The 18468-nt window shown below is 56.9% G+C and carries 15 protein-coding genes; 10 read left to right on the forward strand and 5 right to left on the reverse strand.

Annotated elements, in window-relative coordinates:
• Positions 1–645 precede the first annotated feature (645 nt).
• From ACJJIK_RS01370 to ACJJIK_RS01385, 4 genes are all read left to right on the forward strand, one after another.
• Positions 646–921 carry a helix-turn-helix domain-containing protein gene (locus tag ACJJIK_RS01370; RefSeq protein WP_444943958.1) on the forward strand — a complete coding sequence of 92 codons (276 nt, stop codon included), beginning with the start codon at positions 646–648 and terminating at the stop codon, positions 919–921.
• Positions 922–957: 36 nt separating this feature from the next.
• Positions 958–1377 (forward strand): glycoside hydrolase family protein, encoded by a 420-nt coding sequence (locus tag ACJJIK_RS01375; RefSeq protein ID WP_444943959.1) that lies wholly within the window; start codon positions 958–960, stop codon positions 1375–1377.
• Between the two features lie 70 nt (positions 1378–1447).
• Positions 1448–1729 (forward strand): hypothetical protein, encoded by a 282-nt coding sequence (locus ACJJIK_RS01380; protein ID WP_444931566.1) that lies wholly within the window; start codon positions 1448–1450, stop codon positions 1727–1729.
• Positions 1730–1941: 212 nt separating this feature from the next.
• Positions 1942–2412 carry a YpsA SLOG family protein gene (locus tag ACJJIK_RS01385; protein WP_444943960.1) on the forward strand — a complete coding sequence of 157 codons (471 nt, stop codon included), beginning with the start codon at positions 1942–1944 and terminating at the stop codon, positions 2410–2412.
• 84 nt (positions 2413–2496) lie between these two features.
• On the opposite strand, the gene ACJJIK_RS01390 is transcribed toward ACJJIK_RS01385, so the two are convergent.
• From ACJJIK_RS01390 to ACJJIK_RS01410, 5 genes are all read right to left on the reverse strand, one after another.
• Positions 2497–4209 (reverse strand): thiamine pyrophosphate-dependent enzyme, encoded by a 1713-nt coding sequence (locus tag ACJJIK_RS01390; protein WP_444943961.1) that lies wholly within the window; start codon positions 4207–4209, stop codon positions 2497–2499.
• A 24-nt stretch (positions 4210–4233) separates the two neighbouring features.
• Positions 4234–5916 (reverse strand): FMN-binding glutamate synthase family protein, encoded by a 1683-nt coding sequence (locus tag ACJJIK_RS01395; protein ID WP_444943962.1) that lies wholly within the window; start codon positions 5914–5916, stop codon positions 4234–4236.
• Between the two features lie 111 nt (positions 5917–6027).
• Positions 6028–7188: a saccharopine dehydrogenase family protein gene (locus ACJJIK_RS01400; protein WP_444943963.1), complete on the reverse strand. Its 1161-nt coding sequence runs from the start codon at positions 7186–7188 to the stop codon at positions 6028–6030.
• 191 nt (positions 7189–7379) lie between these two features.
• Positions 7380–8105, reverse strand: coding sequence for a UDP-2,3-diacylglucosamine diphosphatase (locus ACJJIK_RS01405; protein WP_444943964.1), 726 nt, complete (start codon positions 8103–8105; stop codon positions 7380–7382).
• A 35-nt stretch (positions 8106–8140) separates the two neighbouring features.
• Positions 8141–8650, reverse strand: a complete 510-nt coding sequence (locus ACJJIK_RS01410) for a peptidylprolyl isomerase (RefSeq protein ID WP_108733726.1) — start codon at positions 8648–8650, stop codon at positions 8141–8143.
• 375 nt (positions 8651–9025) lie between these two features.
• Between ACJJIK_RS01410 and ACJJIK_RS01415 the strand changes: the two genes are divergently transcribed.
• The 6 genes from ACJJIK_RS01415 to ACJJIK_RS01440 all read left to right on the forward strand — a co-directional run bounded on the left by ACJJIK_RS01415 (position 9026) and on the right by ACJJIK_RS01440 (position 18437).
• Positions 9026–10699 carry a glutamine--tRNA ligase/YqeY domain fusion protein gene (locus ACJJIK_RS01415; protein WP_444943965.1) on the forward strand — a complete coding sequence of 558 codons (1674 nt, stop codon included), beginning with the start codon at positions 9026–9028 and terminating at the stop codon, positions 10697–10699.
• 86 nt (positions 10700–10785) lie between these two features.
• Positions 10786–12162 (forward strand): cysteine--tRNA ligase, encoded by a 1377-nt coding sequence (cysS, locus tag ACJJIK_RS01420; RefSeq protein ID WP_444943966.1) that lies wholly within the window; start codon positions 10786–10788, stop codon positions 12160–12162.
• Positions 12163–12272: 110 nt separating this feature from the next.
• The gene (locus ACJJIK_RS01425) at positions 12273–12461 is read left to right on the forward strand and encodes a DUF3012 domain-containing protein (protein ID WP_444931558.1); all 189 of its coding nucleotides are present in this window, start codon (positions 12273–12275) and stop codon (positions 12459–12461) included.
• 15 nt (positions 12462–12476) lie between these two features.
• The gene (locus ACJJIK_RS01430; protein ID WP_444943967.1) at positions 12477–13904 is read left to right on the forward strand and encodes a Wadjet anti-phage system protein JetA family protein; all 1428 of its coding nucleotides are present in this window, start codon (positions 12477–12479) and stop codon (positions 13902–13904) included.
• Entirely contained in the window at positions 13897–14661 is a 765-nt protein-coding gene (locus tag ACJJIK_RS01435) for a DUF4194 domain-containing protein (RefSeq protein ID WP_444943968.1), read from the forward strand. Before ACJJIK_RS01430 ends, ACJJIK_RS01435 begins: the two co-directional genes overlap by 8 nt.
• Before the next feature lie 134 nt (positions 14662–14795).
• Complete coding sequence (locus ACJJIK_RS01440) at positions 14796–18437, forward strand: ATP-binding protein (RefSeq protein ID WP_444943969.1); 3642 nt, start codon at positions 14796–14798, stop codon at positions 18435–18437.
• Positions 18438–18468: the final 31 nt, after the last annotated feature.

Consider the following 18468-nt stretch of genomic DNA (forward strand, 5'->3'; position numbering starts at 1 on the left):
TAATAGTCTATGGCGGGTATTGGGGTCTTCAGTTGATGGTTTCAGGTGTGCTTTTGTTTGGCCCTGTACGATGCATATGGTTTCTTTTGAAACTGATCGAACTGCCGCAAAAACTGTTTTTTGTCCATGCGGTCATAAAGGGTTGGTATTTTTTCTCTTTAGGGAAAATCATACTGGGGTATTAGTCTGGAGTGGGTAATTTCTTATGCGCTGTGTTTGATCGCGTGGCTTTTATCGTGAGGCGCTGTGTAGAGCTATATATTTCGGGGATTGATCTCGTCTTGAGGTGAGAAATGGTTTTGTAGGAGTGTTAGCTGGCATGCTACCTAAGTGTGTAAGGTGTTGGGGTGAAAATCCGTAGTGGTAGTTTAGTTGGCTTTTGCATTATAAGTATATTCAGGTTTGCGTAAGTCAGAGTCTGTTTTTCTAAGCGTGCTCCCACCAATTGTAAATGGTTTTCTCTGGAGCTGGCAGTGTAGGGGGTCGTAGTGCGCCTCCCTTTCAGGTGGTTACTTGTTGGGGGTAGTATGATTTTCAAGGAGAAGTTTTCAGGAGGAGCTTGGAGGTGGTCGTGGTTGCGGATGGTTGCCGTTTAAGACTTTAGGTTGGTATGAGATGTGCCTTATCGTATATGGAGAAATAATAATGAGAGAATTTGAAGGTTTTCATAAGTCAGTGTCATATGGGATAAAGTCTGTTCGCAGGGAGAGAGGTATGACCCAGGAGGAGCTTGCGGAAGCTGCCAATATAAGTGCTGAGTTTGTAAGTCGAATTGAGCGAGGGGTTAATAAGCCCTCACTTAAAACTCTATTTTTAATTTGCAGTGCGATGAATGTAGATTTGAGGTTGGTTTTGGATGGGCGGGATATGACGGATTTTGAGAAATTGCCTAAAAGTTTTTCTCGCAGTCAATATGCTTAGACTTCTACCTTGCTTGGGGGCTAAAAGGAGAAAGGTATGGATAATGTGCTTAAAAAATATTTAGTAGAGCAGTTACTGAGTCATGAGGGGGTAGAGTTAAAGACCTATAAGTGCAGTGCTGGCCGGCTAACTATTGGAGTCGGTCGCAATTTGTCAGATAGGGGCGTATCATACGATGAGGCGCTTATACTCTTAAAAAATGATATTGATTTCTATTTTGGGGAGGTCTCTGAAAAATTGGACTTCTTTAATTCTCTCAGTATGAAAAGGAAGGCAGTTCTTGTAAATATGGCCTTCAATTTGGGTGTGGCCGGTTTGATGGGGTTTAAGAATATGCTGGCTGCGATAGCGGCGGGGGATTATGAGCAAGCTGCTGAGGAGATGTTGAATTCACTCTGGGCCAAGCAGGTAGGTAATCGTGCGATTGAGCTAAGTAAGACAATGCTTGCTGGTTAAGCATGCCTCGGATTAAGTCGCACCTTTATGGATGGGGGTTGAGCTAAAAGCAGGGAGGTGGGTGATGATAATGGATGATAGTAAGAGGGCGGACATTGATGCAGGATTTAAAAATCGTGCGATTAACTATATGCCGCGATGGGCCTGGGCATGCTGCGCTATTTTGATGGCCCTCAGTATCGCTATACGTCAGGTTGGCCTGGATGTTACTACGCCACTCAATAGGATTATGACGGCGTACGCTGTACGAATAGAGAATAGTGCTCTGGGAAGAAATGAGGAAAGTTTACTTGAGTTGAAGCGAATCAATGACAGGTTGGAGAGGTTGGAGGCCGTGGCCCATAAACCTTAGTTGTAAACTGATGTTGTTACGTTTTTGCTTGATTTTAAAGTTTGGGTTTGGCGTTTATTTGTGCTGCTGTTGTTTGATGCGGGGTATACTTTAGCTGATTTGGTGGGGTCATTGGGGCGCGATAGAATGCCGTGCTTGATTAATAAAATCCGGGTTTAAATGCCATCAAATAAACTGTCGAAACTTTTATAAGGAGCCGGGCGGAAGGTACTGTGATCTACCGGCCAGAGAAAATAATCAGCGGCGGGCAAACAGGCGCGGATACCGGTGGTTTGCTGGCCGGTCGGCGTCTGGGGATTCCGACTGGGGGCACGGCACCCCTGAGTTATTGGACCGAGGTGGGAGAGCGGGCCGATTTCTTGAAGAGCTTTGGTTTACTTGAAAATAGGTCCCCGGATTTAGCTGAGCGCACCCGGACAAATATTCGCAACTCCGATGCCACAGTTATCTTTGCGGGTTATCCCTCTAGTGATGGTACCCTGCTTAGCATTCAGTATTGCCAAGCGCTGAAAAAACCTTACCTGGTGATCAATCCCAGCGATGCCGCACGGGTCCAATTAGTGCGGGCTTTTCTCCATAGAAACCGCCCCAGGGTCCTCAATGTGGCGGGCAACCGCGAGTCGAAGGCCAAAGGTATTACGGCAATTACGGCCGAAACACTTGTTGATGCACTCAAGGGGTAACTTCAGTCGAAGGACCTTTGTATATTTTGTTGTTCGGGGCGCGAGATGGGCGCGCAAACGCTGTACAAACGCTTTGCTAGGGTCTCAACGCAAAAAATTATCCCTCAATAAATCCACCACCTCATCGGCGCGGCCATTGAGTATCGCCTTGAGGCCAAACAGTGCCGTGGAGGACACCTGCTGTGCAGTGACCTCCGGCGGCATCACCAGCTCGACTCGATTGGTCGGCACGCTGAGTAGCGCCGGCCCGTCAGTGGCCAGCCAGCGCTGCATACTCTCCTCCAGCCGATCTGCACTTTCGACACTGGCCCCGCTGAGTCCGCAGGCCTCGGCGACACGGCCAAAGTCTGGGTTGTGCAGGCCGGTGTAGCTGTCGAGAAGCCCTTCGATACGCTGTTCCATCTCCACAAAACCGAGGGCGTGGTTGTTAAATACCAGGACTTTTAGGGGGATGTTCTCCTGCACCAAGGTGAGCAGATCCCCCATTAACATGGTCAGACCGCCGTCGCCGCACATAGCGATCACCTGGCGCCCCGGATACGCTTTGGCTATGCCCAGGGCTTGGGGGTAGGCATTGGCCATGGTGCCGTGGGAGAGGCTGGTGAGAAAAGAGCGCTTGCCGTTGGCGCTGAGATGGCGGAGCAGCCAAACCATGCAGCTGCCGCCGTCGGCAGTGAATACGGCATCGTCAGCGGCCAGCTTGTTGAGAGTCTGGGCGACAAACTGGGGATGGATCAGACCGGGGTCAGGCTCCCTGCCGCGCGCTTCCATCTCTTGCAGGTCTTTGCGGTACTGCTTGCGTAGATTGTCGAGAAAAGTGCTGTCGGAGCGGGCCTTGAGCCTGGGTAAAAGTGCCTCAAGGGTGGCGCCCACATGCCCCACCAGACCCATATCCACCGGGGTGCGCCGTCCCAGATGTGCCGCCTGCGCATCAATCTGAATAATCGCGGCTTTCTCCGGGTAAAACTGGCTGTAGGCAAAGTCTGTACCCAGACACAGCAGTAGGTCGCAGGACATCACCGCCCGGTAGCCCGCCGGGTTGCCGAGAATACCGGTCATACCCACATTGCAGGGGTTGTCGTATTCGAGAAACTCTTTCGATTTGGTGGTGTGGGCGATGGGGGCGGCCAGGTGTTGTGCCAGCTTAACGGTTTCACTGCGGGCGTAGCGGCAACCGATACCGCCGTAGAGGGTAATATTTTCGGCCGCATTAATTTTTTGCGCCAGGGCGTCGAGTTCAGAATCCGATGGGCGCGCTATCCAATCTGGTCGATGTACCGACCAGGGTAGGGTGTCCCGGCTTTTTTGTTTAAACAGATCGCCGCTGATTTGCACCACCGCCACACCCCGCTGATTGAGGGCGGTTTGTGCGGCCTGTGTCACCATCCGGCGGGTTTGCTCCGGGTGGGTCAGGGTTTCGCAAAATACCGAGCACTGCTCGTAGAGCCTCTGCTGATCCACTTCCTGGGGGTAGCCAAAGCCCTGTTCTACCCGATCGATACGGGTGGCCAGCAACAGTACTGGGGCGCCATTGCGGTGGCTTTCGAAAATGCCGTTGATAAAGTGCAGGCTGCCGGGACCGGCGGTGCCCGCACAGACACTGAGCTCGCCGGTGAGGTAGGACTCACCCCCAGCGGCAAAGGCCCCCACTTCCTCGTGGCGCACGTGTACCCATTCGAGTTCGGAGTCGCGCACTGCGGAAGTGAAGTGATTGATCGTATCGCCGACAATGCCGTAACACCGCTTGGCGCCGGCCTTGATCAGGGTGTCGACGATAATCTCGGAAACGGTCTGCATGCTGCCTCCACAGGTTTGGCGAAGCTAGTGGCTGGTGGGTTGGCGTATAGAGGCGTATTTTCCTTCCTCAAGCCGAATTGCGGGTTGGAAGCTATCGGCCCGTGCGGCCAGCCACCAGTGCCAGTAGGGGGTGTCCTCCGGGGCCTCTATCAGGCAGTTGTGGTCGAGAAAATGCCAGATTCGATCTATGGGCAGGGATTTGGCCCCGTTGATGCGGTGGAACAGGTGGTAGGGTTTCAGGTCGTGGGGGTCGTTGATGCCGGCGCCGGCGATAATATCGCCCAGTGCTTCCAGGGTTTTGGCTTGGAAGGCGGCTGCCCGCCGGCTTTGGACATCCACTACCAGCCCCCGCTGTCGCCTGGGGTCCTGGGTGGTGACACCGGTAGGGCAGGTGTCCGTATGGCAGCGCTGGGACTGGATACAGCCCACCGAAAACATAAATGGGCGCGCGGCATTGCACCAGTCGGCACCGATGGCCAGGCACTTTGCCAGGCCGGATGCCGAGTAAACCTTGCCGCTGGCGGCGAGCTTGACCCTGTCTTTGAGTCCGGCGCCTACCAGGGCGTTGCGCACGATAATGAGCCCTTCCAGCAGCGGCATGCCCACGTGGTTGGAGAGTTCCAGCGGCGCTGCGCCGGTGCCGCCCTCGGCGCCATCCACCACAATAAAGTCCACTAACTTACCGGTTTCGTGCATGGCTTTCATAATCGCCATCACTTCGTAGATATGGCCGACACAGAGTTTGATGCCCACGGGTTTGCCTCCGGAGAGCTCGCGCATTTGCTCGGCAAATTCCAGCATTTCAATCGGGGTGGAAAACATGGCGTGTGAGCGGGGGGATACACAGTCCCGGCCGGGGGGCACCTTGCGGGTGGAGGCAATTTCTCGGGTGACCTTGGCGCCGGGCAGAACGCCGCCATGGCCGGGCTTGGCGCCCTGGCTCAATTTAATTTCGGTCATTTTTACCTGCTCGTCACAGGTCTCGCGGAATAAATCCGGGTTAAAACTGCCGTCGTCGTTGCGCGCGCCGAAATAGCCGGTACCCAGCTCCCACACCAGGTCGCCACCGTGTTTGCGGTGGTAGGGGCTGATACCACCTTCCCCGGTATCGTGATAAAAGCCGCCGAGGGCGGCGCCTTTATTGAGTGCCTCAATGGCGGCTGCGGATAGGGCGCCAAAGCTCATCGCGGAGATATTTAACAGGGCGGTCGAGTAGGGTTGTGTGCAGCGCCCCTTACCCACCTCAGTGCGGCGGGAAATATCGGGTTTTTCTGCCGGCTTTATCGAGTGAGACAGCCAAATATATTCCTCTCCCTGAACGTCTTTCTCCGTGCCGAATGGGTGCATATCGGAAGAGCCCTCTGCGCGCGCGTAAACCAGCTGCCGGGCCTCGTGGCTGAAGGGTCTTCCCTCCTCATCCCCCTCGACAATATAGGCGCGGAAATAGGGGCGAAGATTGAGGAACATCCAGCGGATGCGCCCGGCTACCGGGAAGTTGCGCGTGATACTCCAGTGGGGCTGGAATATATCGTAGAGTCCCAGCAGGACCAGCGCGGTGCTAATAAGTAGGGCCAGCAACCACCAGGCGCTGCCGGTAAAGGTGAGCACCAAAAAACAGGGGGTCAGAATCAGTGCGGTAACAGGGATAATTGCGCGCTTTATCCCATTCCGGCCGGAATAGGCGCGCCAGGGGTTGGAGGTGCTCATAAACCCGGTTCAGCGTCGTTGCGTAAAGTTCCGATACTGAACCTAGATCATTTGTGCAGAAGCTGCCTCGATAAGACCGAGTATTGGGGCTCTAAATAATTCAGAGGCCCCTTAGCTGGCTGTGAGGGTGGGTGGGGCGCACTGCTCGGTCGGCAAAGTCTCAATGGCGGTGACCACGGAGTAATCCTTCAGTTCGGCCAGGATTTCTTCCAGTGTGAGCAGTTGCCAGCAAGCGTGTGCGCCGCGCTGTGCCATCTCGCCGCGCAGGAATTTTCTCGCCAGGGCGGCGGCCGGCGCTGCGGGAATCCAGGGGCCGTCGCCATCCAGGCCGAGGATCTGCCACTGCCTGCCGACTCTTTTGCCTTCGCTGTCTTCTCCCGTAGCGCGAATAATCATGCCGCCATGGAGGCTGCCACCGGGCCAGCGGGCGCTGAGCTTGTGGGCAATGCGTGCGAACTGAGAGCTGGTTGTCGGCAGGCTTAAGCGCGAGAGCTGGGCGCAGAGGGATAGGCCCGCCTGGAGTATCAGGGGCTCTGTGCCCGTAGAGAATACTGCGCTAGATAGTCCTGGCAGGTGTTTGGGGCACAGTTCCAGGTCTGGCACTTCAAAGTCGCACAGCCAGCGCCGTCCCACCGGGTGGGCCAGGGTTACGGAGCGCAAGTGGTTGCCGGCAAAAGACTCCCGCCAGCGCCCCTTGCGCAGCTGGGGGAAGCTCATTCCCAGGGACTCAAAACCCGAGCGTACCGTAGCGAGCCCGTGCTCAACTTTATGTGCGGGGGCGATGGCGATCTGGATTGAGTGGATAACCGGCAGTGTCTGCTGGATTTCTGCCAGGGCTGCCGAGCTGAGCCCGGGCAGACTGCTGGCCCCGGATGCCATGGCAATACCGGCGGCTTCGGCCATTGGCGACAGGCGGTGGAAGTCGCATACAAAGCGGCGCGCATCGGAGATGTCGATATAGGGGGTGCGCGCCTCGATACAGGCTTTGGCAACCCGGTAATCGGTTTCCCTCTGGAAGGGGCCCGCACAGTGGATTAACAGATCCAGGTGCAGGGCTTTGAGTTGTGCGGCCAGGTTGACGGAGTCCCGCTCCAGGCGCAGGCCCTCCGCCAGTCCACCGAGTGCCCGGGCGCGCTCATCCGCTAGCGCCTTGCTGCGGCCGGCAATAATCAGCTGGATATTGGGCTCGGACTTCAGCAGTTGCGCGATACGCGCACCAAAATCACCGTAGCCGCCGAGAATCAATACGCGTTTATTCAGGTTGTTGATCACCTGGATGGAACTCCTGTCCCTTTTGCTCTGTAACGATCATGCATCGGGCCGCCGGCTTAAATCAAGAAAATCTTGGTTGGGCTTTTTGCTCTATCGCTGTGGAGTTGTAGCATCGGGGAGGGGATCAGGGGACGTTGAAGGTATTGCGTGAAGCGCTGCCGATTGGGCGGCGCCCCATGCAAAAGGCGGGGCTAGTCTATGGGCCAGTGGAGTAGCTCCAGCGAGCCTTTATTCGCTTTCAGGCACCAGGCGTTCTTATCCCAGTCTCCCAGCACAATACGCTCCGCCGCTTCACCGTTGAACGTCAGCGCGTGGCGGGCGGGCCGGTGGGTGTGGCCGTGGATCAGGCGATGCACATTGTGCTCGAGCATAACGCGCTCCACTTCTTCCTGGGTCACATCCATGATGTCTTCCGCTTTGCGGCTGTTCATACTCTTGGATGCCATGCGAATCTGCGCTGCAATAGCGCGGCGCTCCTGTAGGGACTTGCTCAGCAGCTGCCGCTGCCAGTTGGGGTCCCGGGCCTGGCGGCGGAACGCCATGTACTCTTTGTCGAGGGTGCAGAGACTGTCACCGTGCATAAGCAGCATGCGCTCCCCGCCGACAGACAGTGCAGTGGGGTCCTCAAGCAAGGTGGCCCCTGCGCGCCGGGCAAAGTCGCTTCCCAGCAGGAAGTCCCGATTGCCGTGCATCAGGTACAGCTCGACCCCGCTCGCGCTGTAGTGATTTAGCTCGCGAATAACCTCTTCGACCAGAGGGGCATCGTCGTCGTCGCCGATCCAGGCTTCAAAGAAGTCGCCGAGAATATACAGCGCCTCGGCACCGGCTGCCCGCCCGTGCAGAAAATCAAAAAACGCCCGGGTAATATCCGGGCGTTTTTCGTCGAGGTGCAAGTCAGAAATAAAATAAGTAGACAATGTCCCCGCCTTAGAGTCAGTGCTGACCGGTGGAATTACTTATCGGCGTAGGCGTCAGAAATGCTGATGCCGGTAATTTCGATAGTTTCCAGGGGCACGTCCTGATGGAAGCCTTTGCTGCCGGTCTTAACGTCTTTGATTTTGTTGACCACGTCCATGCCGTCGACAACTTTACCAAATACGCAGTAACCCCAACCCTGAGAGTCTTCGCTGCGGAAGTTCAGGAAGTCGTTGTCCTTAACGTTGATAAAGAACTGGGAGCTGGCGGAGTGCGGGTCCATGGTGCGGGCCATGGCCAGAGTGCCGGTGTCGTTCTTCAGGCCGTTGTTGGCTTCGTTTTCGATGGAGTCGCGGGTCTCCTTCTGCTGCATGTCCGGAGTCATGCCGCCACCTTGGATCATGAAGTTGTTGATCACCCGGTGGAAGACGGTGCCGGTGTAGAAATCGTCACGGCAGTACTGCAAGAAGTTGGCCGCAGTCTTGGGTGCCTTTTCGAAATCCAATTCGATGGCTATATCTCCATGGGTTGTGTGCAGGGTGATCATAAAATGTCCTATGAGGGTTTGTTTGGGGCGGCATGATACCTTGTAGTCTGTGGCTGTAAAATGCCGAGTCGGAATATCTGTGTCAATTGTACAAAAATCAAACACTTGCAATGATTTTCCGTGAAAATTACCCGCTCAAATTCGATATTTTATGACTTGAGAAACCGCTGAATAAATCGGCAAGTCTCGCAGGGTGAGCCTTAAAAGCCACAGTGCGTTGCAGCCCTTGCAGGGGACTGTGGCCATTTGCGGCGAGCTGCGCCCAACCTCTACAACCTGCGAGGCCCGCAGAGAATTATGGAATTGTTCAGAGGCTCCCTAACTAGGTTATAATTCGCCGTTTACGTTCGCACAGCTGTAAATTAAGAGAATCCTATGACATCCGAGAGCAAGCCAGCTCACTTCTTACAGAACCTCATCCGTGAAGATCTGACTGAGGGCCGGGTTACGCAGATCGCGACCCGCTTCCCGCCGGAGCCCAACGGCTACCTGCATATTGGCCACGCCAAGTCCATCTGTCTGAATTTTGGTCTGGCGCAGGAGTTCGGTGGTACCTGTAATTTACGCTTTGACGACACCAACCCGGCCAAGGAAGAGGAAGAGTTTGTCGATGCGATCAAGCGCGATGTCTCCTGGCTCGGTTTTGAGTGGAATGGCGAGGCCAAATACTCCTCGGATAATTTTGATCAATTGTACGAGTGGGCGCTGCACCTGATTAAAGAGGGCAAAGCCTACGTCTGCGACCTGTCCGCAGAAGAGGCTCGCCACTACCGCGGCACGCTGAAAGAGCCGGGCAAAAACAGCCCTTTCCGGGAGCGTTCCGTCGAGGAAAACCTGGCGCTGTTTGAAAAGATGCGCAACGGGGAAATGGAAGAGGGCCAGTGCAGCTTGCGCGCCAAGATCGATATGGCCGCGCCCAATATCAATCTGCGTGACCCGATCATCTACCGCATCAAAAAGATGGCCCACCACCAGACCGGTGACAAGTGGTGCATTTACCCCAGCTACGATTTCGCTCACGGCCAGTGCGATGCGCTCGAGGGTATCAGTCACTCCATCTGTACCCTGGAGTTTGAAGATCACAAGCCGCTGTACGACTGGCTGATCGAGAACCTGCCGGTGCCCGCGCGTCCGCGCCAGTACGAATTTGCCCGCCTGCACCTCAACTACACCGTGGTGTCCAAGCGCAAGCTCAAGCAACTGGTAGACGAAGGCCATGTAGACGGCTGGGACGATCCCCGTATGCCGACCCTGTCCGGTATGCGCCGTCGCGGCTTTACCCCGGCGTCTATTCGCAACTTCTGCGAGATGATCGGCGTAACCCGCTCCGACTCAGTCGTCGATGTGGGCATGCTGGAATACAGCATTCGCGACGATCTGGACAAAAATGCACCGCGCGCTATGTGCGTGATGGAGCCTTTGAAGATCACCCTGAAAAACTACCCGGAAGGCCAGGAAGAGATGCTGTCGGCACCGGGCCACCCGGTGCGCGACGATCTGCCGGCCCGTGAACTTCCGTTTGGCCGCACTCTCTATATTGAGAAAGAAGATTTCCGCGAAGAGGCCAACAAGAAGTACAAGCGCCTGGTGCTGGGCAAGAAAGTTCGCCTGCGCAACGCCTATGTGATCTTCGCCGAAGAAGTGGTGAAGAACGAGGCCGGTGACATTGTTGAAGTGATCTGCTCGGTTGACCTGGATACCCTGGGCAAAGACCCGGCCGACGGCGTTAAGCCAAAGGGCGTTATTCACTGGGTGTCTGCGGACAACAATGTCGATTGCGAAGTGCGCCTCTACGACCGCCTGTTCAGTGATGCGGCGCCGGATGCCGGCGGCAAGAACTTCCTCGATAGCGTAAACCCGGACAACCTGCAAGTCCTCAAAGGCTGTAAGGCCGAGATTGGCCTGGCCAAGGCGGAGCCGGAGCAGGGCTACCAGTTCGAGCGCAACGGTTACTTCTGTCGCGACAGCAAATATGGCAGCGCGGAAGCGCCGGTGTTTAACCGCACCATTGGCCTGCGTGACAGCTGGGCCAAAGAGCAAAACAAATAGCCAAGCGGAGAGCTGCCCGAGCGGCAGTTTTCGCGGCTGGGCCAATGACTGGCCCAGCCACACAGCCAAAAGAATTCGAGAAAAAAATGTCTCTACAGGTCTACAACACGTTTTCTGGGAAGAAAGAACCCTTCGTACCACTGGTGGAAGATCAGGTGCGCATGTATGTGTGTGGCCCCACCGTGTACAACCGCGTGCATATTGGCAACGCCCGCCCCGTAGTGGTGTTCGACACCCTGTACAGGGTACTGAAAAGAAACTTCAGCGATGTGATTTACGCGCGCAATATCACCGATATTGACGACAAAATCATGAAGACCGCGCGGGACAACGGCGAGGAAATCGGCGTGCTGTCGGCGCGTTACGCCCAGGCCTACTACGAGGATATGGCCGCGCTCAATAATCTGGAGCCGGATATTGTCCCCTACGCCACCCAGCACTTGCCGGAAATGATCGCGATGATCGCAAGCCTGCTGGAGAAGGGCCACGCCTACGCCGCCGAGGGCCATGTGCTGTTCGCCGTGGAATCCATGCAGGAGTACGGCCAGCTGTCCAAGCGCTCCCTCGACGATATGCTCGCCGGTGCGCGGGTGGAAGTGGCGCCCTACAAAAAGTACGCCGGCGACTTCGTATTGTGGAAGCCGTCCGCCGATGACGAGCCCGGTTGGGATAGCCCCTGGGGCCGTGGACGCCCCGGCTGGCACCTGGAGTGCTCGGCCATGATCAAGAAGCACCTGGGTGACACCATCGATATTCACGGCGGCGGTCGCGACCTGACCTTCCCCCACCACGAGAACGAGCGCGCCCAGAGCTGCTGCGCCAACGGTGTGGACTTTGTGCGCTACTGGATGCACAACGGCTATGTGAATATCGACGGCGAAAAGATGTCCAAATCCCTGGGCAACTTCCGCATGGTCAAAGACCTGCTGGGCCAATACCCCGGTGAAGTACTGCGCTTCGCACTGCTGTCTGCCCACTACCGCTCCGAGCTGAATTTCAGTGCTGACCTGCTGGATCAGGCGTGGCGCACCCTGGACACTCTCTATGGTGCCCTGCGTGAAACGGAAGCGCTTGCGGCTGAAGCGGCAGATCTTAACGACAGCGCCTTTATCAAGGCGTTGGAAGACGATCTGAATACGCCGATCGCTATCAGTGAGTTGCACCAGATCGCCCGCGATCTGAACAAGGCCGGTGAGGCGGATAAAGCGCGCCTGAAGGGCTTGTTGCTGGCCGCCGCAGATATGCTCGGTATCCTCCAGCAGGACCCGGAAACCTGGTTCAAGCAGGCCCGTGGGGGTGATGAGGGTATTTCTGCCGAGGAGATCGAAGCCCTGATTGAAGAGCGCGCGCAGAGTAAGAAGAACCGTGACTTTGCCCGCGCCGATGAGATTCGCGAAGAGTTAAAATCCAAAGGTGTGGTGCTTGAGGATAGCCGCGAAGGTACCAAGTGGCGCCGCGAATAGCGCGGCCCACTTCACACGGATAGACCCGAGACACCGATAGATATTCCCCGGCCTGTCACTCTGTGGCTGCCGGGGAACTGCCATTCGAATTTTATTTGTAGAAGCGAACCATGAAAAAAGTACTTGTCCTGACCAGCGCTGTGATCGCCCTTATCGCACTGACCGGCTGCGAGCCCAAACGGGGTTCCGATGCCTGGTGTGAGAAAATGGATAGCATCCCCAAGGGGCAGTGGACTTTTGACGATACCCGCGACTACACCAAGTACTGCGTCTTCAACCAGAAGCCGGAAGAAGAATAAGCGGGCCTATAGTCGTTGTTCTTCGTCGATTCCTATCAGCACTTCTTCCGCCCGCTGACCGGTAAATACCGCGAGCAGGTGGTCGAGTGCTTGCGTCTTTTGTATGAGCGTCTGTACACCGCCAAGGCTGACTACGGTGAGTCTCTGCTGCGCGAACAGATCCTGGAAATTTTTGCCGAGGCCCTGACCCGCGCGCCGCAGCTCGATAGCGAGGACGGCGTGCAGGACCCGGAGGGCCGCTTCCGCAACCTGCGCGATCAGGCCGTCTGGGTACTGAACAGCCTGGTGGAATACGGTTGGCTGGAGAAGCAGGTAGACAGCGCCACGCTCACCGCCACCTATCCGTTTAGCCGCCGGGGCCGCCTTTTCACTCAGCCGCTAGTGGAAGTGAACGGCACCCGCGTGCGCACCCGCCACCGCAATACCCGCAACACCTTAAATGCCCTGGAAGCCTTTGCCAGCCGAGGTGAAGTCCACGACTTGATCGATGCTTGGGAATACTCCGAGCGTATCGTGGCGGATTTCACCGATATGATCGCTGAGCTGGAAGAGCGCAAGCGGGAAATGGTGCGGGAGGTGGAGGCCCAGTTGCTGGTGCAGCAGGCCACCGATGAGTTTTTCTCCTTTATGGAGAGCCGCTTCCAGCCGGACCTGGCTATCCGCCTGTCTGCGGACAGCGTGGAGAAGCACCGCGATTCCATCAACCGGGTGATTGACTGCATTCGCCGCAAGGAGGATATGCAGAAAGCGGAGTGGGAGAAGCGCCTGCGCCAGCTGCTGCCGGAATTGATGCAGCCGGGCCAGTCCCTGCTGTGGCTGATGCTCGATACTATCGAGGACCGTATGCGCCGCGCCTGCGAGGTAAAACTGCCCGCCTTGCGCCGCGCGCTACAGGGCTTTACCAAGCGCGCGGATATTATTATTCGCCAGCTCAGCTACCTGCACAGCCAGGCCGAGGGCGAGTTTGCCGACCTGTGCCAGCGCCTCGGTGAGAGCCAGCAAAAAACACATATCCTCGAACAGCTGGGCGAACAGCTGGGCGGCTTCCAGCTGCGCCTGTTCGACCCCAAGCAAACCCAGCTGTGGCAGCGCAACCGCCGCCAACCGGTAAATACCCGGGTCGAAGATGAAACCCCCATCGGTGAGGAGAACCGCCGCGAGATCGAGCTGCAACAACTGCTCGACCAGGCGTTTAACTTCAACAACAGTAACCTGCGCGATTACTTGAGTGATGCCCTCGGCACCGGCCGCCAGATCAATAGCCGCAACCTGCCACTGCGGGATGCGCGGGATCTGCTCGCTATGAGCCATGTGATCGAAGCGGCGGCGGTGAACCAGAGCGGCGCCGCCGACTTGCAGGTGAAATTTACCGGTGAAATCGCCAGCAATGACTATTTCACCGAATTTGACGAATATATCCTGGAGCTGAAAAACCGTGATTGAGCAGGCTTTGGAAGAGGCTCTGGCGCAGTGCCGCCTGAACCGCAGTGAATTTTCTGAGCTGCTGGTGCGCCTGTTGGATTACGGCGTTATTTGCCGGGATGAAAGCGTAATCGAAACCACCCTTTACGATCGCTTCCAGCGCTGTGAGCAGCTGGTGCGCGAGTGGTTGGCCCCGCTGGGATTGCGTTTGCAGCACGACAGTCGTTTCCAGTTTATCCGCGTGTATCCGCCCGGCGCCGAAGTGCCGGGCCTGCCGGACCAGGAAGAGCCGCACCACGGCGGCTTCCGCGCCCGCCTCAGCCAGCAGGAAGTGGCCGCGATTCTCGCCCTGCGCGTGGAATACGATAAAGCGCTGCGGGAAGGGCAGGTGGATGAGAGCGGCTGTGCCGCGCTATCAATGGAAGCCTTGGAGCTGGGCATGCGCAACCTGCTGAAAATGTCCCTGCCGGATAAACACGCCGAGCGCAAAAACCTGCTGAAGAAATTGCGCCAGCTGCGTTTGGTGCAGTTCAGCAGCGAAGAAGTGGAGACCAGTGCGGAAGTGTGGCTGCGCGTGCGCCCGACCATCGCCCACTTTGTCAGCGAGTCGGTATTGCGCCAGCTGATCGATAGCGAAGTCCCGCCCGCCGCAGAGAGCCAAGTTGCCGAAACCGATAAGGTGGGTGAGCTTGAAGAAGCGGAAACAGAGCCGGCGCCTGCGCGCATCACCCCAGAGGTCGAAGACCACAGCTTATTTGAGAGTGAAGCGGCTTCTTAGCTGAAAAATAGAGGCCGCAACAACGGCCACAAAAAATAGACAAATACTCGACCGCCGGGGCCTCGAAAAAGGGTAGTGGCTTTCCGCCTGCCAAAAGACCCTGCTTTTGAAAAGACCGTTTTTTTGAAAAGACTATGTTCCTAAAAAAACTGATCCTGATTAACTGGGGTAATATTCCGCAGTTGGAATATGATTTCGGCCCGATCAACCTGTTTTCCGGTGGCAATGGTTCCGGTAAAACCACCGCAGCCGATGCCATCCAGACATTGATGACCGCCGCCCACGACACCCTGTTTACCTTTAACCCGGGGCAGGATGAAACCACCCAGCGCGGCCGCGGCGGCAAGCAAGTGCGCACGCTCGCATCCTACGTGTTGGGTTGTGACGACGGCAGCTATGCCCGTGTTGAGCCCACCGACTGTTACATCGCCGGTATTTTTCATCCCACCAGCGGTGAAGACGACGCTGAGCCTTTTACCGCAGTGATGGGTATTCGCGCACACCTGGATAACAGCAGTAAACCCGCCCAGGCCCGCCAAAGTGATTTGCGCTTTTTCGTATTCCCCGGCGAACAGTTGGTGATGGGGGATTTTGTCCGGGATTACACCGATGGCAAACATTTACTGCCACTGGATAAATTCAACCAGGTCCTGAGCAAACAGTTCGAAAAAGTCGAGCAGTACGACAAGAAAAAGGCCTACCTGCGCCGCCTTTACGGTGCCCTGCGCGGACGCCGCGATGCGGTCTCCGATCGCGAGGCTATGCACGCCGCGCGCACCTTTGCCAATTTTATGGCCTACAAGCCAGTAAAAAGCATCAACGATTTTGTCGCCCAGGAAGTGTTGGAAAAACGCGATCTGGGTGATGCCATCCGCTCCGTCTCCGAACTGATGAAAACCATTCACAGCATGGAGCAGGAAGCCCGCCAGATTGTGGAGCGGGTCAGTTCCCTGGAGGCCATCGCCCAGTCGGTAGAGCTCTACCGGGAGCAGTGGTTGCAGTTGCGGGTGCAGGAATATTTGTGTGCGCGCCACCGCCAGCAGCGGGTGCAAAAAAGTTATCTGAGCGGCAAGAACGACCAGAAAAAACTGCGCAGCGATCTGGACAACAATGAGCGTGAAGTGCGCGTCGCTTCCGAACGCGTCGAGCAGCTCAATGGTCAGCTGGTAGAGCTTCAAGCCCAGCGCCTGGGTATCGATGCGCTGCGCAATAAGGACGAACTGGAGCAGCGCATTAACAGTGCCCTGAGCCTGCTGTCCCAGCAGCACACCCCGCTGTCTGCCGAAGAGGCCCGCTGGCGCGAGAACCGCGAGGCCGCCGAAGAATTATTAAATCTGCTCAACTCCACCTCCGCCGAACTGGAAATTCCCGCCTTCTCCGATAAGGCGCTGGTACAGGCGATCAAGCAGGTGGCCCGCGAGGAAGACCTGCCGGATCTGCACAAGTTGCTGGGCAAGGACTGGATTGACCTGGCCGCACTGGAGCCACTGCGCGAGCGCGCTGCCAGCAGTGAAGCCCTACAGAACCGCCTGTTCGACCTGCTGGATAGCAGTGGCAAAGCCGGCGCCAGTGATGAGATTTCCCCCAAAGAGCAGATTGCCCAGCAGGCTTCCCGCTGGGAGCAAAAAGTGCAGCAACTGCAAAAGCAGCTGCGCACCCAGGAGAGCCGCATTCAGCATCTGCAGGCCAACCGCGTGCGCTACCCCCAATCGGTGGAAGTGGCCCTGGCCGCAATTCGCGAACAGTGCCCAGAGGCGGAGCCCCGCGTCCTGTGTGATTATGTGGAAGTGCTGGATGAGCGCTGGCAGATGGCGATTGAAGGCTATCTGGGCGGCGCGCGTTTCTCGATTATTGTGGAGCCGGAACACGAGGCCCGCGCGATTCGCATAGTGCGCGGCCTGCCCGGGCGCAACAACCGCGCCCGCGTGATCCAGGGGGATAAAGCCCGCCGCGATGCGGAGCGCCTGGATACACCGTCGGGTTCCATTATCGAACTGATGGAGTTCACCCATAAAACTGCCGAGCACTATTTGCGCGCCTCTTACGGTGCCGTGGTGCAGGTGGAGGATGAACACGAGCTGCGCGGCACCCGCCGGGGCCTGACTGCCGACGGTATGGCCAGTGGCAACTACAGCATGTGGCGCTGCGATATGGACGATGCCGAGTTGGTATTCGGCCAGGGCGCCCGCGCCCGCGCACTGGCGGCGCAGCAGCGCGCTATGGAGCAGTTGCTGGAAGAGGCCGCCCACGTCAACGAGCGCCACCAGCTCTACCGCCGCGTCACCAATGCAGTGCGCGGACTGGCGAATATCAAGCTGTTGTCCATTGTGGATACCGCCCTGGCGGCCCAGCGCGAATGGCGCAGCGCCGAGCGCGCTCTGGAAAACCTGGACCTGAAGGACTTCGAGCAGTTCGAGCAGCAGGTCGATGAACTCAAGGCCCAGCTCAAAGATCAGCAAAAGCAGTTGTCGGACCTCCAGCGCAAGCATGGCTCTTTGGAGACCAAGCTAAGAAGCAACGAAAAACTCTTGTATGCTCTGTCTGGCGAGCTGGAGTCCCTGGACGATGCTGCCAGTGACAGCGAGGCAATGGTAAGGCGCATTACCGCCATCGACCCCACTTTCGACGCCGAGCAAGTACTGATTACTGCCGACGAGCAGGTGGAGCGCGCCGCCGACAACTTCGACTTCTCAGCGGATATCGAAAGTTGGCAGGGGCAGCTGGAAAAATACAGCCGCCAACTGGATCGCGCGGTGATGGAATACAACGCCACCTGTGCCAGTGTCGATACCCTGGTGTTTGAGCCGGACTTGAGCGGCGGCCACAAAGACAACCTGTTCAAGTTGATCAGCGGCCTCGGCGATCAGGTAGAGACCCTGCGCAACCGCCTGAAGAATAACCTGTTGGTGGAGCGCCACGATCAACTGCTGGCATTGAAAAAATCCTTCAATACCACGTTTGTAACTCACCTGTGTCACGCTATTTACCAGTCTATTAACGACGGTAAGCGCGTGCTGGATGATTTGAACAAAGAGCTGGAGCACCACCGCTTCGGCGCGGATCGCGAGCGTTTCCGTTTCGACTACCAGTGGGTGGCGGAATTTAAGGAGTACTGGAGCTTCTTTAAGGCGGTGATCGAGCTGCCCAATTTGGGCGAAGAGCAGAGCTTGTTCGACACGGATTTGGCGCCCAAGCACCGCAAGGTGCGCGACCGCCTGTTGAGTATGCTGCTGAGTAAAGACGAGCAGGTGGCGCGGCGCGAGCTGGATCGAATCAGCGACTACCGCAACTACCGCAGCTATGAGATCTATAAGGAACCGGAAGGTAAGGAGCCGATCGCCCTCAGCCAGTACGGCACCGGTTCCGGCGGTCAGCTGGAAACCCCGGCCTATATTATCCGCTCCGCAGCGGTGACTTCGGCCTTCCGCTTTGGTGAGAGTGGCAGCCATTTGCAGATGGTGCTGGTGGATGAGGCCTTCTCCAAAATGGATGAGTCCCGCTCCAAGGAAGTGATTCGTTACCTGACTGAAACCCTGGGCCTACAGCTGCTGTTTATTATGCCCAGCAGTAAGTCCGGGCCCTTTATGGACCTGATCTCGAATCAGTTTGTATTCAGTAAGTGCCCCAGTGCCAAGCCTATCGGCCAGCTGAATACGCGGGTGTATGTGGATCGCAAGGTGTGCAACCAAGAGCGCATCGCCGAACTCTGGGCCAACCACCGCCGCACGATTCGCCAACAGGCATCGCTGGATTTTATGGACCTGGTTGAGGGATAGGTATTTTCGGGGGAGACCCCGCCATTGGCAG

Source organism: Microbulbifer regidiadema (SeqCode) (assembly GCF_052466995.1).